Origin of the sequence: Kitasatospora sp. NPDC094016 (genome assembly GCF_040304045.1) — a bacterium.
Taxonomy (GTDB): Bacteria; Actinomycetota; Actinomycetes; order Streptomycetales; family Streptomycetaceae; genus Kitasatospora.
Window position 1 is genome coordinate 174,574 of record NZ_JBEOUK010000009.1, and the last position, 23,248, is coordinate 197,821.

At 72.7% G+C, this 23,248-nt stretch carries 22 protein-coding genes and 1 pseudogene; 11 read left to right on the plus strand and 12 right to left on the minus strand.

The genetic code is table 11. From position 1 onward, the window contains the following. Window positions 1-2,211: 2,211 nt before the first annotated feature. Together ABT015_RS12125 and ABT015_RS12130 are read right to left on the minus strand one after the other, a co-directional pair. The gene (locus ABT015_RS12125; protein WP_350878690.1) at window positions 2,212-2,559 is read right to left on the minus strand and encodes a hypothetical protein; all 348 of its coding nucleotides are present in this window, start codon (window positions 2,557-2,559) and stop codon (window positions 2,212-2,214) included. Window positions 2,560-2,852: 293 nt separating this feature from the next. Further along, a complete protein-coding gene (locus ABT015_RS12130) occupies window positions 2,853-3,407 on the minus strand; it encodes a hypothetical protein (RefSeq protein ID WP_350878691.1) in 555 nt (184 codons plus the stop codon). Window positions 3,408-4,373: 966 nt separating this feature from the next. Here ABT015_RS12130 and ABT015_RS12135 point away from each other — a divergent pair. Then, entirely contained in the window at window positions 4,374-4,538 is a 165-nt protein-coding gene (locus ABT015_RS12135) for a cold-shock protein (protein ID WP_350878776.1), read from the plus strand. 220 nt (window positions 4,539-4,758) lie between these two features. Here the strand turns inward: ABT015_RS12135 and ABT015_RS12140 are convergent, their stop codons facing one another. Further along, the gene (locus ABT015_RS12140) at window positions 4,759-5,328 is read right to left on the minus strand and encodes a hypothetical protein (protein ID WP_350878692.1); all 570 of its coding nucleotides are present in this window, start codon (window positions 5,326-5,328) and stop codon (window positions 4,759-4,761) included. A gap of 409 nt (window positions 5,329-5,737) precedes the next feature. On the opposite strand from ABT015_RS12140, the gene ABT015_RS12145 reads away from it, so the two are divergent. The 3 genes from ABT015_RS12145 (at window position 5,738) to ABT015_RS12155 (ending at window position 8,411) form a co-directional block, all read left to right on the plus strand. Further along, window positions 5,738-6,001: a co-chaperone GroES gene (locus ABT015_RS12145; protein ID WP_350878693.1), complete on the plus strand. Its 264-nt coding sequence runs from the start codon at window positions 5,738-5,740 to the stop codon at window positions 5,999-6,001. Window positions 6,002-6,084: 83 nt separating this feature from the next. Next, window positions 6,085-7,530 (plus strand): NADP-dependent phosphogluconate dehydrogenase, encoded by a 1,446-nt coding sequence (gnd, locus tag ABT015_RS12150; protein WP_350878696.1) that lies wholly within the window; start codon window positions 6,085-6,087, stop codon window positions 7,528-7,530. Window positions 7,531-7,697: 167 nt separating this feature from the next. After that, a complete protein-coding gene (locus ABT015_RS12155; protein ID WP_350878697.1) occupies window positions 7,698-8,411 on the plus strand; it encodes an SDR family NAD(P)-dependent oxidoreductase in 714 nt (237 codons plus the stop codon). A gap of 182 nt (window positions 8,412-8,593) precedes the next feature. On the opposite strand, the gene ABT015_RS12160 is transcribed toward ABT015_RS12155, so the two are convergent. Both ABT015_RS12160 and ABT015_RS12165 read right to left on the minus strand, forming a co-directional pair. Further along, a complete protein-coding gene (locus ABT015_RS12160; protein WP_350878698.1) occupies window positions 8,594-8,785 on the minus strand; it encodes an HAD hydrolase-like protein in 192 nt (63 codons plus the stop codon). A 232-nt stretch (window positions 8,786-9,017) separates the two neighbouring features. Next, a pseudogene (locus ABT015_RS12165) lies at window positions 9,018-9,182 on the minus strand (pirin family protein); the annotation flags it as partial. Window positions 9,183-9,216: 34 nt separating this feature from the next. On the opposite strand from ABT015_RS12165, the gene ABT015_RS12170 reads away from it, so the two are divergent. Both ABT015_RS12170 and ABT015_RS12175 read left to right on the plus strand, forming a co-directional pair. Further along, window positions 9,217-9,498 carry an SDR family NAD(P)-dependent oxidoreductase gene (locus tag ABT015_RS12170; RefSeq protein ID WP_350878778.1) on the plus strand — a complete coding sequence of 94 codons (282 nt, stop codon included), beginning with the start codon at window positions 9,217-9,219 and terminating at the stop codon, window positions 9,496-9,498. Window positions 9,499-9,702: 204 nt separating this feature from the next. Beyond that, window positions 9,703-10,266 carry a hypothetical protein gene (locus ABT015_RS12175; RefSeq protein WP_350878699.1) on the plus strand — a complete coding sequence of 188 codons (564 nt, stop codon included), beginning with the start codon at window positions 9,703-9,705 and terminating at the stop codon, window positions 10,264-10,266. 115 nt (window positions 10,267-10,381) lie between these two features. On the opposite strand, the gene ABT015_RS12180 is transcribed toward ABT015_RS12175, so the two are convergent. Beyond that, the gene (locus ABT015_RS12180; RefSeq protein ID WP_350878700.1) at window positions 10,382-11,011 is read right to left on the minus strand and encodes an alpha/beta fold hydrolase; all 630 of its coding nucleotides are present in this window, start codon (window positions 11,009-11,011) and stop codon (window positions 10,382-10,384) included. Between the two features lie 519 nt (window positions 11,012-11,530). Here ABT015_RS12180 and ABT015_RS12185 point away from each other — a divergent pair. After that, the gene (locus tag ABT015_RS12185; RefSeq protein WP_350878701.1) at window positions 11,531-12,211 is read left to right on the plus strand and encodes a hypothetical protein; all 681 of its coding nucleotides are present in this window, start codon (window positions 11,531-11,533) and stop codon (window positions 12,209-12,211) included. Between the two features lie 204 nt (window positions 12,212-12,415). Here the strand turns inward: ABT015_RS12185 and ABT015_RS12190 are convergent, their stop codons facing one another. Beyond that, window positions 12,416-15,235: a helix-turn-helix transcriptional regulator gene (locus ABT015_RS12190; RefSeq protein ID WP_350878780.1), complete on the minus strand. Its 2,820-nt coding sequence runs from the start codon at window positions 15,233-15,235 to the stop codon at window positions 12,416-12,418. 197 nt (window positions 15,236-15,432) lie between these two features. Between ABT015_RS12190 and ABT015_RS12195 the strand changes: the two genes are divergently transcribed. Then, window positions 15,433-15,993: a TetR/AcrR family transcriptional regulator gene (locus tag ABT015_RS12195; protein ID WP_350878703.1), complete on the plus strand. Its 561-nt coding sequence runs from the start codon at window positions 15,433-15,435 to the stop codon at window positions 15,991-15,993. Between the two features lie 268 nt (window positions 15,994-16,261). Here ABT015_RS12195 and ABT015_RS12200 read toward each other — a convergent pair whose 3' ends face one another. Both ABT015_RS12200 and ABT015_RS12205 read right to left on the minus strand, forming a co-directional pair. Further along, window positions 16,262-16,912, minus strand: a complete 651-nt coding sequence (locus tag ABT015_RS12200; protein ID WP_350878704.1) for a dihydrofolate reductase family protein — start codon at window positions 16,910-16,912, stop codon at window positions 16,262-16,264. A 132-nt stretch (window positions 16,913-17,044) separates the two neighbouring features. Next, window positions 17,045-17,857, minus strand: a complete 813-nt coding sequence (locus ABT015_RS12205) for an EamA family transporter (protein WP_350878782.1) — start codon at window positions 17,855-17,857, stop codon at window positions 17,045-17,047. 138 nt (window positions 17,858-17,995) lie between these two features. Here ABT015_RS12205 and ABT015_RS12210 point away from each other — a divergent pair, with 138 nt between their 5' ends. After that, complete coding sequence (locus ABT015_RS12210; protein ID WP_350878706.1) at window positions 17,996-18,901, plus strand: LysR family transcriptional regulator; 906 nt, start codon at window positions 17,996-17,998, stop codon at window positions 18,899-18,901. Between the two features lie 59 nt (window positions 18,902-18,960). Here the strand turns inward: ABT015_RS12210 and ABT015_RS12215 are convergent, their stop codons facing one another. Beyond that, a complete protein-coding gene (locus ABT015_RS12215; protein WP_350878708.1) occupies window positions 18,961-20,199 on the minus strand; it encodes an SMI1/KNR4 family protein in 1,239 nt (412 codons plus the stop codon). On the opposite strand from ABT015_RS12215, the gene ABT015_RS12220 reads away from it, so the two are divergent. After that, window positions 20,198-20,428, plus strand: a complete 231-nt coding sequence (locus ABT015_RS12220) for a hypothetical protein (protein WP_350878710.1) — start codon at window positions 20,198-20,200, stop codon at window positions 20,426-20,428. The genes ABT015_RS12215 and ABT015_RS12220 overlap by 2 nt on opposite strands. A gap of 120 nt (window positions 20,429-20,548) precedes the next feature. On the opposite strand, the gene ABT015_RS12225 is transcribed toward ABT015_RS12220, so the two are convergent. After that, a complete protein-coding gene (locus tag ABT015_RS12225; protein ID WP_350878712.1) occupies window positions 20,549-21,178 on the minus strand; it encodes a TetR family transcriptional regulator in 630 nt (209 codons plus the stop codon). A 68-nt stretch (window positions 21,179-21,246) separates the two neighbouring features. Between ABT015_RS12225 and ABT015_RS12230 the strand changes: the two genes are divergently transcribed. After that, window positions 21,247-22,734, plus strand: coding sequence for an FAD-dependent monooxygenase (locus ABT015_RS12230; protein WP_350878714.1), 1,488 nt, complete (start codon window positions 21,247-21,249; stop codon window positions 22,732-22,734). Window positions 22,735-22,973: 239 nt separating this feature from the next. On the opposite strand, the gene ABT015_RS12235 is transcribed toward ABT015_RS12230, so the two are convergent. Next, complete coding sequence (locus tag ABT015_RS12235; protein WP_350878716.1) at window positions 22,974-23,210, minus strand: DUF6296 family protein; 237 nt, start codon at window positions 23,208-23,210, stop codon at window positions 22,974-22,976. Window positions 23,211-23,248 lie beyond the last annotated feature (38 nt).

Consider the following 23,248-nt stretch of genomic DNA (forward strand, 5'->3'; position numbering starts at 1 on the left):
ATCTCCTCCGAGACGCCCGAGGTACGGCCGGCCTTCGCCACCGGTCAGCCGCGCTTCGTCCAGACGATCGCGGGTACCCCGGCCGTGAGCGAGTACGCCGATCTGCAGCGGCTGAGGGACCGCTCGACCCGAGGGGTCCTCAAGCGGGCCTACGCCTACCTCCAGAACGGCAGCTGGAACCTGATCACGGGGCACAAGCTCGGGGACCTGACGACCGAGTGGCTCGGACAGGTGCAGTTCGCGCCGCAGCTCGTCGGCTACATCGAGGGCGCGCCACCGGTCCCGGCCGAGAACCTGATCGCGACCCGGCGGCCCAGCTCGCTCAGCTACATCAACACCACCTCGGTGGAGTTCCAGCAGGCCGACCAGGTGGTGCAGACGCTGACCTCGGGCGGTGAGAAGACCGTGGACGCCTCGCTGGCCATGCAGTTCTCCAACAACGCCGACGCCGACACCCTGCTGATCACGGCGCCGCTCGGCTTCGGCATCGCCAAGCCCGTCATCGACTTCGACGTCAACGCGGGTCTCGGCACGACGCTGGAGTACTCCAACGGCTGGGGCCACCAGACGGACGTCTCCGAGACCCTGGACACCGCACGCTCCACCACGGTCGGACTGAGCGGGCGCTGGGAGAGCGTGAAGGCGGACCAGCAGGTCAACCCGGAGGGCGGGCGGCGCTTCCTGCCCGCCAACACCGGGTACGCACTGGTGCAGTCCGAGACCGCCGACGTCTTCGCCCTGCGGGTCGCGCACTCGGGCTCCGTGGTCGCCTACCGGATGCTGCCCAACCCGGACATCCCGCGAGACTGGAACCTGCTGCCGTTCGCCATCAACCCGCGCTACGTCAAGCAGGGTGTGCTGGACGGCATGGCCGGCTACTCCCCGACGAAGGGCAGGATCCCCGGTTCCGCCTCCCCCAACGCCCCCGACTACGGCGAGTACAGCTACTTCAAGCCGACCGAGGCCTACGCGCTCAAGCGCCGCATCACCGAGGACATGCAGCGCCGCCAGGCGTTCTACGCGGGCGTCTCGAACGAGACCCACGACGCCGCCGCCCACCCGGCCCAGGCCCGGGCGCAGGAACTCGTCAGCCGCTTCACCGGGCCAGTGCCCGGCCCCGGCCCGGAGAACGGCGACCAGCAGAAGGACGCGGAGGGCTTCTCCCGCCGCGACATCGTCAACACCTACGTCTGGACGGCCGACGGCGGCTTCTTCGCCGAGACCACCGCGACGACCGACACGGTGACCGAGACCACCTCCGGCTCCTACCGCTTCAACGGCGCCGCCACGGCCAGCATCGACTTCGGGTTCAAGGCCTTCGGCATCGGCGCCGGCTTCCAACTGGACGCCGCGCTCGGCGGCGGATTCTCCAACTCCCGGTCCAAGTCGAAGGAGTCGACCCGGGCCTTCAGCCTCGACGTCCGCGTCGAGACACCCGGCGACATGCAGAAGTACAACGACCAGTCCGAGCCGGTCTTCAACGACGACGGCACCCCGGTCGAGGTGCCGGGCCGGGTCGACGCCTACCGCTTCATGACCTTCTACCTCGACAGCGACAAGGCCAACTTCGAGGACTTCTACGGCAAGGTCGTCGACCCGCAGTGGCTGGCGAGCTCCGACCCCAACGCCCTGGCCCTCAGCCAGGCCAACCAGGCCGCCCAGAAACCGCCGTGCTGGCGGGTCCTGCACCGGGTCACCTTCGTCAGCCGCAAGCTCCCCAGCGACCTCGCCGCCCCCGGCACCGACCTGGAGAAGGCCATGCGCAGCGTGGACATCAGCAGCAACTACGAACTGCTCCGCCGCCTCGAACCCTACGTCGACCCGTCCGTGACCAACCGCGACGAGCTCGCCACCCAGGTGGAGACGGCGATCTCCCTCCACCTGCCCGCTCTGAGCGGCCACACCGACACGGTCACCGAGTTCTTCGCCGACTACTACGGCATCGCCTGACCGGCCCGGTGCGGGGACCTCGGCCGGTGTGGGACCGAAACCTGAAGGGATGCCCTCCCCACGCCGCCGGGGCGCCTGATCCACCCCGTCCCCGCCCCCAGCCTCGTCCCCTCCCCCCCTCACCCCCTCACCCCTGAGCTGAGCCGCACGGACAGATCCGCCTCCACGCGGAACCACCGGAGGCCGGATCACCTTCCGCACGACAAGACGCTGGCCGGACCGACGTACCGTCGGTCCGGCCGGCGTCGACGACGGCTGCGGCTACCCCTGCGACTCGGTACAGGACAGGCCGGTGATCAGGTCGGAGGAGACGGCCTCGCCCGCCAGGCCGGCGACCGGGACGCAGGAGAGGGTGACCTGGTCGGAGCGGCGCACGATGGTGAAGGCCGTGGTGATGAGCCCGGAAGCGGGAGCCCCGCCGGACGCGACGCAGTTGAGCTGCCCCGTCCCCAGGGCGCCGACGGCGGTCACGTTGTCGCAGGTGTAGGAGGGCGTGGCGGCGTGGGCGGGGGCGGTGGCGAGGGAGAGCATCGCGGCGCCCGCCACGACGGCGGCCCCGGTGACGACGACGGCCCGCCGGGCCTGGCGGTGGGCGGAGAAGGGGAACATGCTGGGCCTCCTGGCCTGTTGGTCGGGGGGGAGGAATGACGAGGGCGCCCGGGAGGGCGACGGAATCCCGTATCCCGTTCGCAGGATCGGCGCCGCATTCATCGCGCGCCACCGCACGGGGGCGGTACCGGCCGGCCGTGGAGCACGGCAGCCGGCGGATCGGGGCGGGGTCGGGGCCCGGCGGCGGGTGTCGCCGGGGTCGTTCGGGTTCACGACCGTTCGGGTTCACGACCGTTCGGGTTCACGACCGTTCGGGTTCACGACCGTTCGGGTTCACGGCTGCTTCGGCCTGGTCACACAGAGGTGAAGGTGAGGGTGATGGGGCCGCTGGCGCTGGAGATGGTGCCGTCCCCGACCGGGCACAGTTCCGGGTTGGTCCCGGTGATGTCGACGGCTTCCGAGACCTTCACAGCGGTGTCACCCGTGTACCGGCCGGCAGTGACGGTGCCGGTGAAGGTTCCGGCGCCGCCGGTGTCCTCCACGCTGGTCCACCGCACGGTGCTGGTGCTCTGGTCGCTCCAGGTGATGGTCTCGTCGAACGGGGTGAGGACGTGGAGGAGGTTGACGCAGCTCTCGCCCGTCTCGCTGTTCGTGACCGTGCTCGCCCCGGGAAGGCCCGTCACGCACGTCGCGTAGGAGTTCTGGTTGGAGATGCTGATGTTCTGCGGCTGGTCGGTCAGGGCGGGGGTGAACTCGCTGGTGAACGTGCCCTCGCACTGCACGTCAACCACGCCTTGGGCGTGGGCCGGTGCGCTCGCCGGGACCAGGACGAGCCCGCCGACGAGCGCCACGGCCCCGGCCGGACCGGCCAGGCTGGAGAGCGGGAATCGGGACCGCACGGTGTTCATCGGACCTCCGAAGGGGTGGCTGCGATCTGCTTCGTGCACTCACGATGACACGGAACGTTGCCCCGGGCGACGGCGCGCAGCGGCACGGTCGGCGCCTTCCGTCCCACCGTCCCCGGCGCGTCTGCCGCCCGAGCCGACGCACGGTGCCCGTTTGCTGCGCGGGGGGTGCAGTGGGGGTGAGCGGCTGTGACGCTGGTCGTATCAACCGGACAGAGGAATGGAGGCGTGATGGTCGACTACGGCTACGTGACGCTTCGTTCGACGTTTTCACGTCCGCTGGTGCGGCGTGCCATGGTGCCGGTCGGGGCGGTTGCCCTGGTGGTGGCGCTGGCAGGTCCGGCCTTCGCGGCGGAGCCGGCCAGCGACGGGGTGGAGATCGCCACCGCGAGCTACTCCGGCAGTCTCCTGTCCTGGTCGGGCAGTTACTCATGCGAGGACTCAAGGGTCGGCGCCGAGCTCACGGTCACCGCCACGGACACCGCCGGCGGCGCCGGATCGGAGATCATCCCCCTCGTCTGCCTCGGCGGTGCGGTCGGCCAGCCGATCAGCGGGCAGGTCGACAACGGGCTCCTGGGCCTGAGCGGCAGTTGGGGCGACGACATCACGGTGACCATGGCCCTGACCGACCTGTTCGGCAACTCCCTGGGCAGCGATCAGATCGTGCTGCTCGACGACCGGGTCGGCGAGGTGACCCTGGACAGCGCGGCCCCGGACCAGGGCGGCGGGAACCTGGCGGTGACCGGCGGATTCGCCTGCCCCGCCGCCGGCACCGGCACCATCACCGCCGACGAGAGCGCCCCGTTCCAGAGCCCGGTCCTGGAGACCGGCACCCTGCCCCTCACCTGCTCCGCACCCGGCGCCCAGGCCGTCTTCCCCACCCTCACCGCCGACGCCGAGTCCCAGGCACGGGCACAGGCCCAGCCCCAGGCCCAACCCCAGGCACAGCACCTCCGGGAGCCGACGGCCATCGGGACCGTGAAGTGGTTCCACGACGAGAAGGGCTTCGGCTTCATCACCCCACCCGACTCGACCGCCGACGTCTTCGTCCACTTCGAGGCCATCACGGCAACGGGCCACACCAGCCTGCTAGCCGATCAGAGGGTGACCTTCATGACCGGACGATCCCGTTGAGGGGTCGAGGCCCCCGGCGACGGCACACCCTGCGCGCGCCCCCTTCGCCCGGAGGACTCCCCCGCCCGACCGGGGGTCAGCCGAAGGCGGCGTCGGCCGTCAGCGCGGAGTTGGCGATGGACGCACCCACGCCGCGCACGGAGCGGCCCGCGGTCGGCCGGCGGGGCGGCGGCCGACGGGGCGGGCCGATCAGCGCTTCGAACTCCTCGGGCCGGGTGGGCTACAGGTGGGCGAAGGTGGCGATGACGGTGCCTTGGAGCTGCGTGACGCCCTGCGGGGTGACGCATCCGACGAAGCTGTCGGGCAGCAACGCGATCTGCACTTCGACCGTGTCACCGGCGAACTTGCCGGAGGTGACCGGTCCGCTGATGACGGCGACCGCGTCGCCCAACGGCCCCAGGTTGAGCGTCGAGGAGGCGGCGACGGTACTGACCTCGCCGGTGTTCCACACGACGGTGGCGGTGAAGGTGTAGGCGGCGTCGAGGCAGCTGACCATCCCCTGCCCGGTCCCGCTGAAGGAGCTGATCGCGGTGATGGCGGGGTCGCTGGAGATGCAGGGCCCTGCGTTGCCCCGCAGCGAGATCGCGGTCTGCCGCTGCTCCAGGGTCGCTCCCGGGCTGAGGTCGACGGTGGCGTTGCCGGTGGGACAGGACGCGTCCACGGCGGGTGCGGCGGCGGGCTTGGCGGTGCCGGCCTGGGCGGTGCCCGGGACGGTGACGGCCGCGGCGGCCAGGGCCGCCGCGGCCAGGTACTGCGCCGGACGCCGGACGCGCGTGAGGACAGTGGTCATGCGGGTGCTCCAGATGTGTGCGAAGGAGTACGGGAAGGACTGGGCCGCAAGCACCCGTCGCGGGAATGCAGGGGCGAGGGGAAGGGGCCTACCGGCCACGCTGCGGCCTCACCCTCGGCCCCGCACTCGGTACCGGGCATCCGGCGGACCCCGGCCCGTCTGCGACCCGAACGGAGTACGCCCTGCCCGGCGGCTCGGCCGCCCCACCACCGGCGGCGCCCGACCCGTGCCACGGACGCGGATCGGCATCGACACGCCGGCCCGCTCGTCCTGGCCCGCGACCCGTGGCCGCTCCCGTTCTCCCGCGCCCGCTTCCGTTCGGGTGCGGGAACCCCGAACCTCGGCAGAATCGATGTGGGGGGCGGCCCCGGCTGCGCCCGCAGGCGCGCCCACGTGAGAGGACCACGCCATGCCCGACTTCCACCCGAAGCACGACCACCTGATCGTCAAGCCGCTCGGGGTTTCGACCCCGCAGGACCCGGAGACGTGGACGGGCGAGGTGGTGGCGGTGGGGCCCGGCCGGCAGCTGGGGAGCGGCAAGCCGCACCCGGTGGACGTCAAGGTCGGCGAGAAGATCCTCTTCAACCGGCTCTCCGGTTCGGAGATCCGGGTGGAGGGCGAGGAGTACGTCGAGCTTCCCGAGGACGAGATCCTCGCGCTCTCCGCGGAGTAACCCCGACAGCCCTGGCAGCCCCGATGGCGGCCCTCATCGTCCTGATAGTCCCGAAACCCTGAAACCCCTTGGAGATTCCCGCCATGACCGAGCAGGCACCGGCCCGGATCGGCGTCACCGGATTGGCCGTGATGGGCCGCAACCTGGCCAGGAACTTCGCCCGCCACGGCTACCGGGTGGCCGTGCACAACCGCACGCTGGCGCGGACCACGGCACTGCTGGAGGAGTTCGGGCACGAGGGCGAGTTCGTGGCCGCCGAGACCACGGAGAAGTTCGTCGCGGCCCTGGAACGCCCCCGCCTGATCGTGATCATGGTCAAGGCCGGGGCGCCGACCGACGCGGTCATCGACGAACTGGTGCCGCTGCTCGACGAGGGCGACGTGGTGGTGGACGGCGGGAACGCGCACTTCCTCGACACCAGGAGGCGGGAGGCGGCCCTGCGCGAACGCGGCCTGCACTTCGTGGGCAGCGGCATCTCCGGCGGTGAGCAGGGCGCCCTGGAGGGGCCGAGCATCATGCCCGGCGGCACCCCGGAGGCCTACCGGGTCCTGGGGCCGCTGCTGGAGGACATCGCGGCCAAGGTCGACGGCAAGCCCTGCTGCACCCACGTCGGACCGGACGGCGCCGGCCACTTCGTCAAGATGGTCCACAACGGCATCGAGTACGCCGACATGCAGCTCATCGCCGAGGCGTACGACCTGCTGCGGCACGGCGCCGGACTGCAACCCGACGCGATCGCCGAGGTCTTCCGGACCTGGAACGGCGGACGCCTGGAGTCCTACCTGATCGAGATCACCGCCGAAATCCTCGCCCACACCGACGGGGCGACCGGGAAGCCCTTCGTCGACGTCGTGCTGGACCAGGCCGAGCAGAAGGGCACCGGCCGCTGGACGGTCCAGAGCGCGCTGGAGCTCGGCGTGCCCGTGAGCGGGATCGCCGAGGCGGTCTTCGCCCGGGCACTGTCCGGCAGCGTGCCGCTCCGGCAGGCCGGGCGAGGGTTGCCCGGCCCCACCGAGACCTGGCTCGACAGCGCGGCGGCGGACCGGTTCGCGGACGACGTCGAGCAGGCGCTGTACGCCTCCAAGATGGTGGCCTACGCCCAGGGCTTCAACCAGATCCAGGCCGGCAGCGCGGAGTACTCCTGGCAGATCGACCCCGGTGAGATGGCCGCGATCTGGCGCGGCGGCTGCATCATCAGGGCCCGGTTCCTGGACCGGATCAGGGCCGCGTACGAGGCCGACCGGGAGCGTCCCACCCTGCTGACCGACGCACACTTCCGGGAGGCACTCGACTCCGCGCAGTCGGCCTGGCGACGGGTCGTCTCGGCGGCGGTCGAACTCGGGGTACCCGCCCCCGGCTTCGCGACCGCGCTCGCCTACTACGACGGCCTGCGGGCTGGACGCCTCCCGGCCGCCCTGGTGCAGGGCCAACGGGACTTCTTCGGCGCGCACACCTACCACCGCGTCGACCGGGACGGGACCTTCCACACCCGCTGGGAGGTCGAGGGCCGCCCGGAGGAACAGCGCTGAAACGCCGACCAAGCCGTCCATCTCCTGGAAACTGCCGCCGAGTTGGCTGCCATCGCCCCGTCCCATCGCAACACGGCCCGAGCGTTCGCGGCACGAGCCGAGCTACCGATGGACAGGAAGGACCCGAAAGCCGAGCGCCTCGACCAGCTTCTCGCCACACTGTCCGCATGACCACACACCCCGAACAGCGCGTCGCCCTCGTATCAGGTGCGAACCGCGGCGTCGGCCTCGCCATCGCCGCCCGGCTCGCCGAGCACGGCATGCACGTCGTCATCGGCGTGCGCGACCGCCTCGCCGGCCGCGAGGCGGAGACCGCCCTTGCCGACAAGGGGCTCTTCGTCCACTCCCACCAGCTGGACGTCACAGACCCGGCGAGCGTCGCCCGCGCCGTCGCCGACACCGCCGCCCCGTTCGGACGCCTCGACGTCCTGGTCAACAACGCTGCCGTCGCCGTCGACCGCGGCCAAGGCGCCGCTGCTCCCGACTTCGAACGGGTCCGCGCGACCATCGACACCAACCTGCTCGGCGCCTGGCGACTCGCAGCCGCCGCCCTACCGGAGATGCGCAAGAACGGCTACGGCCGGATCGTCAACATCACCAGCCATCTCGGCTCCCGGAACAACATGGGCACCGGCAACGTCAGCTACCGCGTCTCCAAGGCCGGCCTCAACGCTCTCACCCAGATCCTCGCCGCCGAACTCGCCGACACCGGCATCCTCGTCAACGCCGCATCCCCCGGCCGTACCAACACCCGCATGGCCTACGGCGAGACCGACCGAACTCCGGAGGAGGCGGCCGACACCCCGTTCTGGCTCGCCACCCTCCCCGATGACGGCCCCACCGGCGGCCTCTTCTACGAACGTGAGCCGCTCGACTGGTGAGCAGCGCCCGGCGTCGCCGGGCGATCAGCCAGGTGGTGGTCGACGCGCAGGTCCGGGATCGTCCCGTTCGAGGACCTGGTCGACCAGCTCCCGTCGAATCCACCGCGTGGCCGTCTGCTGCGGACAGCGTGATGGTGGCGACGCCGGCAGTCTGGGTCGGAGCGGTGGTCGACTCGGCCGAACTACTGCCGGTGGGTGGCGAGTTCCGCGACGGCGTAGAGCACCGCCTGCGGGTCTCGCAGACTGTCGAGGACGAGGTCCGCGCCGGCTTCGGCGAGCTGGTCGCCGGTGGTGGTGCCGGAGGCGACGGCGATCACGGCGGCTCCGCCTTCCGCCTCGGTCCGCACATCTTCGAGCGAGTCCCCGATGAACAACGGTAGAAGTAGTCAGCGCGACCCGCCTGACATATCGTCAGGACAGTCGGCAAGAGGTCGGCATTGATCCGATTGAACCCTGTCGCACCCGCCCGAACGTGAGATTCGGCGGGCCCTCCCCGAGCTCGACAATCCCCCGGGGCCACGGGCATTGGACCGACAGCGGATCGGCCGTCGCGGCACGGCGGCCGCCAGCAGGAGAGCAACCCGTCCAACCGCACGTTTCACCAGGTCAGCGCACCCGTCCGCGCGACTTCAACGGGATCGACGGCAACTCCGGGGCGGGCAGGCGGGCGCCGTCACAGCCGTGCACTTCACCGAACCGGGAACCCTTCTCCCAGTCGTTTCGTGCCTGTACGATCTCCTCACCGGATCGGCCGATGAAGTTCCACCACACCCTGTACGCGGCCAGCAAGGCCGCCGTGGAGTCGATGGTCCTGAACCTGTCCGCCGAGCTGGGCACGCGGGGCATCACCGTCAACGCCATCGCCCCGGGCGGGACCGACACGGACATGGCCGCCGAGAGCGCGCCGCGCTACGTGCACCCCGACCTGGCCGGCACGCAGGACCTGGCGCGGCTGCTCGGCACGCTGACCGCACTGCGGCGGCTGGCCCGGCCCGAGGAGGTGGCGGCGGGCTACGCCTTCCTCGCCTCCGACGACGCCGCCTACATGACCGGCCGCACCCTCCGACTGGACGGCGGGACGTTCTGAGCACCCCGCGCGGGCCCCATCCAGAGAGCCGGGGCCGGCCGGCGGGCAGGCGGGAAGGCGGGAAGCTGCCGGTGGATCTGCCGCTCGGCGGCGCGACGCGGACCTAACGTTCGGTGCGGCGCCGGACGCAGCGGGGCGGGCGCCGCAGGAACCCCCCGCTGGCTCGTCAACTCCGTTGTCCCCGGAAGGACTTCAAGCCCACCCATGTCCAGACTCCGCTCCCGGGTCGCCGCCCTGGCCGCCCTCGCCACGATCGGGTTCGGCGCCCTCACCACGGGTACCGCCGACGCCGCCCAGGCCGCCGCCCCCGCCGCGGCTCCGGCCGCCGTGACCGCCGCGCCGTCCGAGCCCACCCACATCCCGATGAACAGCCTGCTGAACCGCGACCAGGCCTGGTACTCGCCGAACGGCCACATCATGCTGGCCATGCAGGGCGACGGCAACGTCGTCCTGTACCGCGACACCACCCCGATCTGGGTCGCCAAGGGGGCCATCCCCAACGGCAACGTCCTGGTCATGCAGGGCGACGGCAACCTCGTCGTGTACTCCGCCGCCAACACCCCGCTGTGGGCCAGCAACACCGGCGGCAACCCCGGCGCCGAACTGGCGGTCTACAACGAGGGCGCGATCGCCGTCCAGCTGAACGGCAAGATCCTGTGGACCAGTGCCCCGTCGACGCCGACCCTGCCCAAGTGCCCGCCGTGGGGCCCGCCCTACCCGGGCCAGGTCACCTGGCCGTGGTGCCCGACCTGGCCCTTCCCGAGCTGACCCCCACCCCGGACGGTCACGCGACCGGCCCGTGCCCCCGCCGCCCGAACGGCGGCAGCGGCGCGGGCCGGTGCCGTGACGGTCGACCGGCGTACCGGCCGGCGGCCGTCCGCGCCTACGCGTCGGGCCCGTGGATGTCCTGGAGCGCGAGCCACCGCAGCACGTGGTCGGCGACGGAGCGCCAGCCGCTGTCGACGGTCAGCGAGTGCGCACGGTCGGGGAAGTGCTTGAGGTCGCTCGTCGCCGTCGAGTCGCCGTACAGCTTGTACACCGAGCGGGTGACGCTGTCGGGCACCATGCGGTCCTCCTGGCCGGAGATGAGCAGCAGGGGGCCCCGCCGCGCGTTCCCGGTGTCCACCCTCCGGCGCGGGTGGGCCGCGCCGTCCGCGCCTCCCAGGTCGGACAGCAGGTGACGCGGGGAGGGGATGGCGTAGGTCCGGAACAGGCACGAGGACTCCTGCGCCGCAACCGTGTTGGCGAAGCACTCGCGGAACTGTTCGGCGCTCAGTGACACGGCCGACGCCCGCTCCTGCGGGGAGCCGGCCGGCGAGGAGCTCGCGGCCCGCTCGGTGAGCGCCGGGGCGGCGGGGGCTCCCGCGATGGGCGCCGGAGCGATGGCGACCGCGGCCCGGCCCAGCCCGGTGCCCAGGAGGTGCTGGGCGACGAGCCCGCCGACCGAGTGGCCGATGATCACGGGCGGGGTGTCGAAGGACCGCACGATCCGCGCGTAGTGCTCCGTGAGCATGTCGAGCCCGAGGCGCCGCGGGGTCGCGGGGTCGCGGAGGGGCGGCGCGCCTCCCCGACGGTGGGAGGCTCTCCCGGCCACCCCGGGGCGACGACGTCGAAACCCCGGCTGGTGAAGCGGTCGATCCACGATTGCCAGGACAACGCGTGCAGCCAGGCACCGTGGATGAGGACGACGGGGGTTCGGGTCACGGAACAGTCCCTCCGCGGGGCGTCGGCGGGTACCCGGCACAGGTGTGTGCGGGAGCGGAAGGGACCAGGGTCGTCCATCGGTGCCCACGGCGGAACAGTCGAATGACTTAACATCACCGAACAATGCCCCCGGCCATGTCGCCGGCCGCGCGATGTCCTGTCGGCGCCGCTCCGCCGTGTCGGCGCTCCCTGTCCGACCGTGGGGGATGGTCGGGAATGGTACTGCACGGCCCCGGGGGAATGCCGCACACTGCCGGCACCCTCCTCCACGGAAGCTCCGGCGTGAGTACCATGCGCAACGTCATCCACTACTAGGGAGTGAACGGTTGTGACCAGCCAACCAGCCAGCACGCTCCGTACGCGGCTCGTCGATCAGGCCGCATCGGATCTGGAAGAGAACCGTCGGCGTCAGCAGGAACTGGCCGAGGAGGTCAGGATGCTGAAGCAGGAGGAAGCCCTCCTGGTCGACATCCTCCGCCTCGCCGAACGGTACGAGGGCCTGTCGGAGCCCGCGCCCTTGCCCGAGCAGGCACAGGACGAGCCCGTGCTCACCGGGGCGAAGCGACGCCGGGCGTCCGCTTCGGCCCCCGCCCGCACACCCGCGCCGCGCTCGCCGCGTTCGCCGCGTCCGGCACGGACGGGGAAGGCGGGGAAGACGGGGAAGACGAGGAAGACGGGGACCACGGCGCGAACGGAACGGACGGAGCGAACGGGGAAGCCGGCACGGGCAGCCGCGGCCGGGACGTCGCGGCAACCCCTGCTCGGAGAGCTCCTGTTGTCCCTGCTCAGCGGTCACGACGAACCGCGCCTGGCGAAGGAGCTGCGGGAGGAACTGCTGGCGAAGCACCCGGACCGCGCCCCCACCCCGCAGGTCGTGCGCAACACCCTGGAGTCGCTCGTGGCCAAGGGGAACATCCAGCGCCACAAGCAGCAGCGGTCCGTGCTGTACACCCTCGCCGAGTCCGGCCGGCACGCGCTCGCGGCGCAGGAGGACGCTCAACAGCCTTGACCTCACATGCCGTTGAGTACGGGAGGCCCCCGATCCCGGGCTCCTCGTTCGACGCCCAGGAACGCGTAGGTGTGTCCAACGGCCTCACGTATGACAGTCACGTGTCTCGCCCACGCGGTCACGTGACTGTCATACGTGTGAGTGATCCGGACGGACGGCGCTCCAGCCGCGCCTTTGGGGCGGGCGCTCTCCGCCGCCCCGCCCTCATCGCGGACCGGCCGTCACCGCCCCCTCGCGCCGGAGCGGACGCTGCCCGCCCGTCGCCCGTGCCGTCTCGGACGCGGCAGGGGCACGCTCCTCCAGCCGGTTCAGGGCGTCCCTGAGGGCGACCCGCGTCGTGATGCCCAGCTTGGGGAAGATGCGGTACAGGTGGGCGCCGACGGTACGCGGGGACAGCCGCATCTGCTCGCCGATCTCCTTGTTCGTCAGGCCTCCCGCGGCCAGCCCGGCGATCCGGCGCTCCTGCCACGTCAGCGGGACCAGGGTGCGCGTCGACGCGCGGGACGAGACGCCGGCCGCCCTCAGCTCGGCCCGGGCCCGCTCGGCCCACGCGACCGCACCGAGCCGGTCGAACGCGTCTGCCGCCTGGGCGAGGAACGGCCGGGCCATCGCACCGCCCTGGGCGCGTCGCACCCGGATGCCGTGCGCCAGCCGGATCCTCGCCAGCTCGAACGGGAACCGCGCCGCGGCCGGCTGGGACTCCGCGCACTCGAACGCCTCGGCGGCCTCCCGCTCGTCGGTGGCCGTCATCGCCAGGACCCCGTGGGTGATCAGGGCCAGCCGCGGGGAGAGGTCGGGAAGACCCGCCTCCCGTGCGGCGAGCGCGTGCGCCCGGGCCTGTTCCGCGCGCCCGGTGTGCAGGGCCGCCTCGACGAGGTCGAGCAGGGTTCGCGAGGCCTGGTAGGCGTAGGGCCGGAAGGTTCCCGGGGAGGTGATGCCGATGGCGTGGAGGTACGCGGTCTCGTAGTCGCCGTCGCTGAGCGCGGCCGTCGCCCCCGCCGAGTCGGCGAGCTGGGTCAGGAACCCGATGCCGCGCGGGCGGGCCCAGGCGTCGACCACCGCCTGGAGCTGGCGCGCGGTGTCCGTCCGTCCGCGCATCGCCGCGAGCTGGGCGAGGTAGGCCTGCGTCTGGTGGGCGAACAGTTCGTGCCCGTGCTCGGCCGTCCGGCGCATCGCGCGCTGCCCGGTGCGCTCCGCGGCCTCCCACTCCCCGACCGCCATCTGGTCGAGCATGATCAGGTGCAGCATCACCATGCCGGTGGACACGGCGCCGGTCTCCAGCTCACGGGTCACGACGCGCTGGAGGTAGGGGCGCAGCGGGCTCAGGACGTCGAGGTGGTAGGCCGACACGGCCAGGCGTGCGACGTCCCAGGGCTCCTGGTCCCGCAGGTCCGTCGCCGCTCGCTCCACCGGCCGGGACCAGCCGGCGCCGTGCCGCACGACGTCGCTCCAGGTGCCGCTGTAGATGCGCGCCCGCTCGCTGACGGTGTCGCCGAGTGAGGCGAGCAGCGTGTGGGCGCGTTCCCACAGGGTGCGGTCCGCAGCGTACTGGCTGACGGCGAGCAGGAGGGCCACCAGCCGGTCGAGCACCTCACCGGACCGGTCGGTCCCGCCGTCGCGCAGCTTCTCGACCGCTGCGGCGATCTGACGGTGTGTGGAGCGCACGTCGCCGTCGTGGTACAGCCCCTGGTATCCGGCGGCCAGGACGGAGGCCGGGGATTCGTGGGAGCCCGGCGTGGAGTCGGCCAGCACGAGCCGGCACGCGTGGCCGAGGCGGGCCGCGTGCCCGGCGACGAACGCCGCGTCGCCGAGCCGCCTGGACCGGTCGGTGTGGTGCTCGCTCAGCTCGGCGGCGCGGGTCAGCCAGGCCACCGCCGTGAGGGCGCCGCCGCGCCGGGTCGCCGACTCGGCCGCGGCCTCCAGGACGCGGGCCACCTCCTCGTCGGGATCGATGGTGGCCACCGCCAGGTGCGTGGCGCGGCGTTCGAGGTTCCCCCGGTGGATGTGCGCCAGTGCCTGGTGGGCGGCGCGCCGCTGGTTGGGCGTGGCCAGCTGCACGACGCTGGAGCGGACGAGCGGGTGCCGGAAGGCGAAGTCGCCGGTGGTCGGCTCGACCACCAGCAGGCCGCAGGCCACCGCCTCGTCGACGTCGCGCATCCGGTACCGCGCGGTCAGGGCCGCGCCGTCGCCGGGCCCGGCCGCCGCACCGTCGAGGGCGCCCTTGAGCAGCTCCGCCCGGACGGTGTCGCCCAGGTCGGCGATGCGGGCCCCGTAGACGTACTGGAGCCGCCGGGACGGCGACGCGCCGCGCGGGACGTACAGGTCGTCCGGCGTCCGCTCGCCGGCGTGGGCCGCGGCGTGGGCGGGCAGCTCCAGCAGGGCCAGCGGGTTGCCCTGGGCCTGCTCCAGCACGAGCCGGCGCAGCTGTTTGCCCAGCGCCGGGTGGTGCCGGTCCAGCAGCCGGGCGGCGTCCTCGTCCGCGAGGGCCTCGACCGGCGCCTCCGGCAGCGCGGCGGTGTCGAAGCACGAGGCGATGTCGGCGCGGATCGCCAGCAGGAACTTCACCGGGCTGCCTGCCAGTCGGCGGCCCACGAATCCGCAGACCGCCGCGCTGGAGTCGTCCAGCCACTGGCCGTCGTCGAGGACCAGGAGCAGCGGCTGCTTCGCGGCGGCCGACGACAGCAGGCCGAGCACCGCGATGCCGAGGGCCACGACCGACGGCGGCGTGCCTTTGGCCTGGCCGAACACGGCGTCGAGCATTGCGCGGGCGCCGCCGTCCGGTTCGGCCGCGTCGGGGAGCAGCGGGCAGAGGAGCTGGTGCAGCCCGGCGTAGGGCAGCTGCGACTCCGCTTCGACTCCGGTGGCCCGGACCACGAGGTGGCCCTCCCTGGACGCCAGCTCCGCCGCGTAGTCGAGCAGTGCGCTCTTGCCGACTCCGGTCTCTCCTCTGAGGACCAGGGGCTGCCCCTCCGCTGCCCGTACGAACGCGGACAGCTGTGCCCGCTCACCGTCCCGGCCGACCATCGCCATGGAGGACTCCACGACCCGCTCCTTCCCCACCGACCCACAGGTTCACGACCGTCGCAGCCCTGCGGGTCACGGGGAGCGGGACCCGGGTGACGCGCCGAAGCCGCATTCAACTACCTGGTTAGTTGATTACAACCCGTCAGTAAGGATCGTGTCAAGTAAACGGTTAGTTAGCAGTGCGCTAGGCTCGGGGAATGCAGCGCGACGCGGAAGCCACCAAGCAACGACTCATCGCGGCAGGGCGGGCCGAGTTCGCCGCCTACGGGCTGAACGGCGCCCGCGTCGACCGGATCGCCGACGCCGCGCAGTGCAACAAGGCGCAGATCTACCACTACTTCAAGAGCAAGGTGGGGCTGTTCGAGGCGGTCTGGAGCGGCGTCGTCGAGCAGATCGTCGGAAACGTGCCGCTCGACGTGGACGACCTCCCCGGGTTCGCGGCCCATCTGAGCGACGTCTACGCCGAGTACCCCGAGCTTCCCCGGCTGATCACCTGGCAGCGCCTGGAGCGCGGCGACGAACCGCCCGACGAGTTCGCGGTCGCCGAGGTCCGGAACAGGAGTGCCGCGATCGCCGACGCCCAGGCCAGGGGCACGGTGTCGGCCCGGTTCGAGGCCCGGGTCCTGTTCGCCCTGATGGTCCACCTCGCCACGCTGTGGCCGGCGAGCAACCCCGAGATTCTGGTGGTGGCGGACGTCGGCGATCGTGAGCAGCGCCGCGAGACCGTCCGCCGGGTGGTCGCCGTGCTGACGGACTGACCTGGAGGGCTCGGCTCGACCTGCCGCCCGTCGGGGAAAGGGCGCTGGTCGCCGCTCGTCCGAACACGGGAGCATGCGCGTGGCGAGGGCACGTGGACCCGGTCCCGGGCAGCCGCCCCCGCGCGACGGCGGCGGCCACCCTCGGCCCCGTGCCCCTCACCGCGACCGTGAGCGCTCACTCCTAAGCCACTCCTGAGCCACTCCTGAGCCACTCCTGAGCCACTCCTGAGCCCGCCCTGGGAAGCCGACGCCCGGGCGGGCCCTCACGTCACCTCCGCCAGAACAGGTGGTGCGTCACTCCGCTCGGACTGGGCACCACCTCCAGGTGGAACCGGTCCAGCAGCTCGTCGGGGGACTCCCAGAGCCGTAGCCCGGAGCCGAGCTCCACCGGCGACACCGCCACGTGCAGGGTGTCGACGAGGTCGGCGGCGAGGAACTGCCGGATGGTGCCGACCCCACCGCCGAGCCTGACGTCCTTGCCCGCCGCGGCCTCCCGCGCCCGGGCGAGGACCGTGGCCGGGTCGCCGTCGACGAAGTGGAACGTGGTGTCGGAGAGCGTGAACGACGGACGCTCGTGGTGGGTCATGACGAACACCGGCGTGTGGAAGGGGGGTTCGTCACCCCACCAGCCGCGCCACTCGTCGTCCTGCCAGGGCCCGCGCTGGGGCCCGAACTTGTTGCGGCCCATGATCTCGGCGCCGATGTTGCGCGCGAAGTCCCGCGTGAAGTAGTCGTCGAGACCCCGGCTCCCCCCGGGGGCCGTCCGCATGGGCCAGCTCGCCGTGGCCCCGGCCCAGGCGAACAGCTTCTCGGGGTGGTCGCACCCGAACGGCCGCTCGAAGCTCTGGTGCTCACTGGCACCGGCGCCGACGCCGTCGCTGGAGACGTTGAAGTTCATGACTCTGAGCAGTTGGTCCACGTGTTCCCTCGTCAGGTCTCGTCGTCGCGTCACCGCGCGGCAGGGCGCCGCACATCATGACGTCGCAGCGGACCCTGCCGAATCGACATCGGCCCGAATCTTTTTCTCGGTCTTTTTCCGGGGCCCTGCTCGTCACTCGGGGTCGGTGGGGGCGGTGGTGACGGCGAGCGCGTTCGCTCCGACGATCACAAGAATGGCGAGCCAAGCCGCCGCGTCGAGGTGCTGGCCGAGCACGACGAGGCCGATCAGCGCGGCGAAGACCGGGTTGACGCTCATGAACACGCCGAAGAACTGCGTGGGCACCCGCCTCAGCGCCAGCAGGTCGGCCAGGAAGGGCACGGCCGAGGACAGCACGCCGGCGGCCAGCGCGCAGGCCAGGGCGGCGGCGGTCGGGGGACGGAGCCACAGCACCACGATGCCCACGGGAACGTAGAGCGCCCCCGAGAGCGCGGCGGCGGCGGCCGAGCCCTCCAGTCCGGGCAGGCGGCGGCCGACGACCCGGTTGAGCAGGATGTAGCCGGCCCAGCACACCGCCGCGAGCAGGGCCAGGGCGATGCCCGGGTAGTCGGTGGAGGGCGAGGGCCGGGCCAGGACGACCACCGCGGCCGCGGCGGCCACCGCGCACAGCGCGTCGAGGCGCCGGCGCGAGCCGGCCAGGGCCACCGCGAGCGGGCCGAGGAACTCCAGGGTGACGGCCAGCCCGAGCCCGATGCGGTCGATGGCCGTGTAGAGGGACAGGTTCATCACGGCGAACACCACCGCGAGCCCGAGGACCGGACGCCACTGCGCCGCCGTGAACGACCGCGGCCGCGGCCTGCCGACCGCCCACAGCACCCCGGCGGCCACCCACTGGCGGACGGCCACCACACCCGCGGGGCCGATCACCGGGAAGGCGAGCGCCGCCATCGAGGCTCCGGTCTGGTTGGACAGGCCGGAGCCCAGCATCAGCGCCACCCCGGCCAGGCGCCCGTCGCCCTGGGCGGTGACGCCGTCATGAGAACCCTTTAGCACCATGTCCTCCACAGTGGAGCCGGCGCAGCCATACGCAAAATGCATTCACCGGCCCATTGATACGCTGGGCGTATGGATGAGCGACGGCAAGGTTCCGCCGATCTGGAACTGAAGCACCTGCGCTGCCTGGTCGCCATCATCGACACCGGCAGCTTCACCGACGCCGGCCCCGAGCTGGGCCTCTCCCAGGCCGCCGTCTCCCGCAACCTGCACGCCCTGGAACAGTTCCTCGGGGTGCGGCTGCTGCACCGCACCAGCCGCACGATCGCACCCACGCCGGCCGGCGTACGGGTCCTCGCCCGCGCCCGCGTCCTGCTCGCCGGCGCCGACGACCTGGTCGCGGAAGCGACCGCCGGCCACGCCCGGCTCCACCTCGGCCACGCCTGGTCCGCCTTCGGCCGCCACACCACCGACTTCCAGCGCCGCTGGCACGAGCGCCACCCCGAGGTCGAGCTCCGCCTCGTCCGCCACAACTCCCCCACCGGCGGACTGGCCGAAGGCATGTGCGATCTCGCCGTCGTCCGCGCCCCGCTCGACCTGAAGCCCTGGTCACACGCCCTGATCGGCCACGAACACCGCATCGTCGCGCTCGCCTCCGACGACCCGTGGGCCCGCCGGCGCAGCATCCGCCTCGACGAGATCCCCTCCCGCACCCTCGCCATCGACCGCCGGACCGGCACCACCGCCCTGAACCTGTGGCCCGAGGACCAGCGGCCCGCCGTCATCTACACCCACGACATCGACGACTGGCTCGCCGCCATCGCCACCAGCCGCTGCATCGGCGTCACCCCCCAGGCCACCGCCGCCCAGTACCGCCGCGACGGCATCGTCTACCGCCCCCTGCGCAACGCCGCCTCCGTCCCCGTCCACCTCATCTGGCGCCGCCAGGACCCCCACCCCGCCACCCACGCCGCAGTCGCCCTCGCCATCGACCTCTACCGCGAGAAGCCCGACTCCCCGCCGCCCCCGCGGAAGTGACAGCGGCGATCCGAGCAGGGGCGCCTCGCTCTCCCGGGCACACGAGATCCGCGGCGCGGCTACGGCAGGGGGCCGAGGTCGCCCCCGATGACGGTCTCCGTGATCAGGGGGCGCTCCCAGAGGGCGAGGAGTTCGTTCGCGAGGGCCATGATCGGGCACAGGTCGTGGTCGCTCGGGGCCTCGATGGCGGCGGCCGACAGGCCGCGCGGGACGGCGCCGGCGTCGAGGAGGCAGCGCCAGTCCTCCGGGGTCAGCTCCAGGAACTCCAGTCCGGTCAGCCGGGCGACCTCCCGGGGGTCGGCGAGCGCGCCGGGGCCGGCGCGGAGGGTGCGGAGCCGGGGCAGCCCGACGAGAGGGGTCAGACTGACCGGTTCGCCGCGCCACCCTCCGAGGGTCAGGACCTCCAGGTCGGGGTGGGCCGCCGCCTCGACGCTGTCGGGGACCTCGCCGTGGAGCCTCGCCACCACCGACGTCAGGTCCCGGCCCCGGCCGGAGTACCAGGTCCGGTCCGGGTCCCGCACCAGGTCGGTGAGGGACTCGGCGAACAGGCATGCGCCGACGCTCCGCTCGTGGTCGAGGACGATGAGCTGCCCGAGGTGGCCGCCGGGGCCGGGGGTCAGGTCGACGACCACCAGGTCCCCGCCGCCGGTGTCACCGATGACGACCCACCCGGGCGAACCGACCAGGTCCTGCACGGCGGCGTCGGGCGAGGTGACGCACGCCTCCGTCGCCGCGTGCTCCCAACGGAACGAGGAGCGCGCGCGGTCGTCGGTGACGAGCCCGTCCAGGGAGTTCAGGTCGAAGCCGAGCGCGTCGCCGACGCGCTCCGACGCCTGGAAGCGCTCCTCGACGGTGTCGTCGTGCTCCGAGTGCTCCCACCACCGCGCGGCGGTCACCCGGTAGAGCACCTTGATCTCCTCGGGCAGCGCCACACCCAGGCGGGCCTCCGCGGCGGCGATCTCCTCCTCGGTGGCACCGGTCTCGTCGGGTGCCCGCTCGCGCAGCGTCCGCTCCAGCACCTCCAGGTCCACGGACGGGGCCGGCCTCGCCCCGGGCACCGGCTCGGGCAGGCGCCGCCACGGCTCGGGCACCGCGCCCTCGATCAGGGTGAGCGCGCCCGGGTGGGCGTTGCCGATGCCCGGGTCGACGGCCGGGCCATGGTCGAACAGGTGGAGCACCGCCTTCCCGCTCGGCGGGATCTCCGCGGCGAAGGCGACATCGCCGATCCCGGCCTCGGTGAGCGCGGCCCGGACGCGGTCGATCGCGTCGTGCGCCTCCTGGTTGTCGGACACCAGCATGGCGCGACCGGGCCCCGGGAACCGCATCCTCACCGGCACGCTCCACCCCTGCCGACCGATCAGCCCCGACACCTCGCCGCCCGGCACGGCGAGCGCCTGCGCGTGGTCCGTCCGCAGGAGCCGCAGCAGGGGCTCCCAGGTCGCGAAGTCGTGCAGCGAGGACGACGGGGGCGACGAGGACGACGACGACGACGACGAGAGCAACGAGGGCCTCCAGCAGATCCGGTGATCACGGCAGTGGCGATTATGACGCCCCCCGCCGACAGCCCACCCGGCCCGGCCGGCCCCGTCGGCGGGAACGGCCGGACCACGCCGGACGCCGAAAGCGCCTGGCCACCGCACGCAGGCCCTACCCCTGCCGCCCCAGTCCGTCGCGCAGCAGGGCGAAGGCCCGCTCGGCGGCGCGGACGGCCTCCGGGTAGTGGTCGTCGGCGGACGTGCCGTCGGCCAGGCGTTCCTGGTTCATGACCGCCAGTTCCCGCTGCACCACGATCACCTGGGTGGCGACGAGACGGGCGTCGAGCGGGTCGACGCCGGCCTCCAGCAGTGCCTCGGCCAGCTCGTCGCTGCCGCGTGCCGCGTAGCGGACGATCCGTGCCGCCAGGCTCTCGGTCTGGACGATCATGCGGAGGAAGGCCATCACCTCCGGGTCGTCGCACAGGCCGGTGTTCGGGTCGCGGCGCGCCAGGGCGTCGAGCACGGCCGCGCGCAGCGCCTCCAGCGGCGGCTGGCCGGCCGGCCGGGCGCGCACCGTCCGGGCCGCTTCGCTCTCGTGGTCGGCGAACCGCTGGAGTACGAGGTCTTCCTTCGTCGGGAAGTACGCGAAGAGGGTCCGCCGGGAGACCTCCGCCGCCTCCGCGATCTCGGTGATCGAGACCTGGTCGAAGCCCCGGTCGAGGAAGAGGCGGATCGCCGTCGCCGCGATCGTCTCCCGAGTGCGTTCCTTCTTGCGTTCCCGCAGGCCCATCTGCTGATTCATGCACTCAGTCTACCTTGTGGTAGACTGAGTGCAGATTTGCACTCAGTTTCGTCTTTCGGGAGGTCATCGTGCGAACCGAGGTCATCGTGGTGGGGGCGGGCCCGACCGGGCTGATGCTGGCCTACGAGCTGACGCTGGCCGGGGTGCCGGCCGTCGTCGTCGAGAAGCAGCGCACCCCCAACACCCAGTCCCGGGCCGGCGGGCTCCAGCCGCGCACCGCCGAAGTGCTCGACCTGCGCGGGCTGCTGGAGCCGCTGCTCGCGCAGGGTCCGTCGGACAAGACCACCGGCGGGCACTTCGCCACCCTGCCGGTCGAGCTGGACTGCCGGCCCTGGCGCACCCGGTACCCCCACCCGGTCAACGTTCCGCAGGTCCGGCTGGAGGCCCACCTCGAACGGTTCCTCGGCGAGCAGGGCGTGCCCGTGCTCCGCGGCCACGAGGTGACGGCGGTCACGCAGGACGCGGAGGGGGTCACGGTCTCGTGGCACGCGGACGGCGCCCCCGGCGACGGTGAGGTTCAGGGCCGCGACGGTGAGATCCGCGGCCGCTACCTCGTCGCGTGCGACGGCGGGCACAGCACGGTCCGCCGGCTGCTGGGCGTCCCCTTCCCCGGCCGGGAGCGCCGGATGTCCGCCGTCGCGGCCGACCTCACCCTCGCCTCCCGGTCCGAGGCGGTCCCCACCGAGCGCAAGCACTTCAGCCAGTACACCCGCGTGGGCGGCGGCTTCCACTCGATCCTGCACCCCATCGGCCCGGACCTGTACCGGATGCTGTTCGGCAGGCTCTCCGGACAGGGCCCGGACCGCGAGACGCCGGTCTCGGCCGACGAGGTCCGCGAGGCGCTGCACGCCGTGTACGGCCCCGACACCGAACTGGGCGAACTGCGCGCCGCCTCCCGGTTCGGCGACGCCGTCCGCCAGGTCGAGCGCTACCGCGAGGGCCGGGTGTTCTTCGCCGGGGACGCGGCGCACATCCACATGCCGATCGGCGGCCAGGGCGTGAACCTGGGCCTTCAGGACGCGGTCAACCTGGGCTGGAAGCTCGCCGGCACGATCCGCGGCTGGGCGCCCGAGGGTCTGCTCGACAGCTACCACGAGGAGCGGCACCCCGTCGCCGCACGCGTGCTGCGCCACACCCGGGCCCAGGCCGTGATCATGAATCCCGGCGGGGACGAGGAGCTCGGCACGGTCCGCGAGCTCGTGACCGAGCTGCTGGGCCTGCCCGACACCAACCGGTACGTCTCGGGCATGATGTCCGGCCTGGACCTCCGGTACCCCGGCGTCGGCCCCCGGCTGATCGACCTGGACCTGACCACCGAGGACGGCCCGACCCGGGCGAGCCGGCTGATGCACTCCGGCCGGGGCCTGCTGCTCACCCTCGACGGCAAGCGGCGGTCGGTCGGCGACCGGTCCGACCGGGTCGAGCACGTCATGGCGAAGACCGACGAGGACGTGGACGGCGCCGGCGCCCTCCTGGTCCGCCCCGACGGCTACCTCGCCTGGACCGACACCGACGGCACCCCGCTCGACACGGCCCTCGCCCGCTGGTTCGGCTGAGGCCCCGGCGGGTTCGTCGGTACGTTGTAGCTCACGGTGCACCGACGAACCCGCCGTTGTTCGACACCGAGGCGGCGGTGAGCCGCGCCATGGAACTGTTCTTGTTTTCCCCTGGAAGAACGTGTCCTCCCAGCCCCGGCGCGCGGCAGCGGCACGGGTGGACCGGCCTGCGGCGGGACGGTTTCAGGCGCGACGGACACCCCCACGCCCGCCGGGATGGCCGACGGCCCGGAGTGCGGTCAGGGCATGGGGACGGCTTCCAGGCAGGGGTGGACGGTTCCGTACTCGGCCGGCGCGGCGAGGACTTCCGCGGTGGTGCCCCGGATCTGGACGCGGAACAGGCCGGTGGCGTCCTCGTAGACGGGCTCGCGCGCGGGGCCCAGTTGGTCGGTGAGGTGCACGATGACGGTATGCGCTGCGGCGTGGGCGCCGGGCGCGCCGGGCAGGGCGATGGCGTAGCGGCGGACGGGGTCCATGGTTCTCGGCTTGCGGTGGTGCGGGGTGGCCCGCGTGC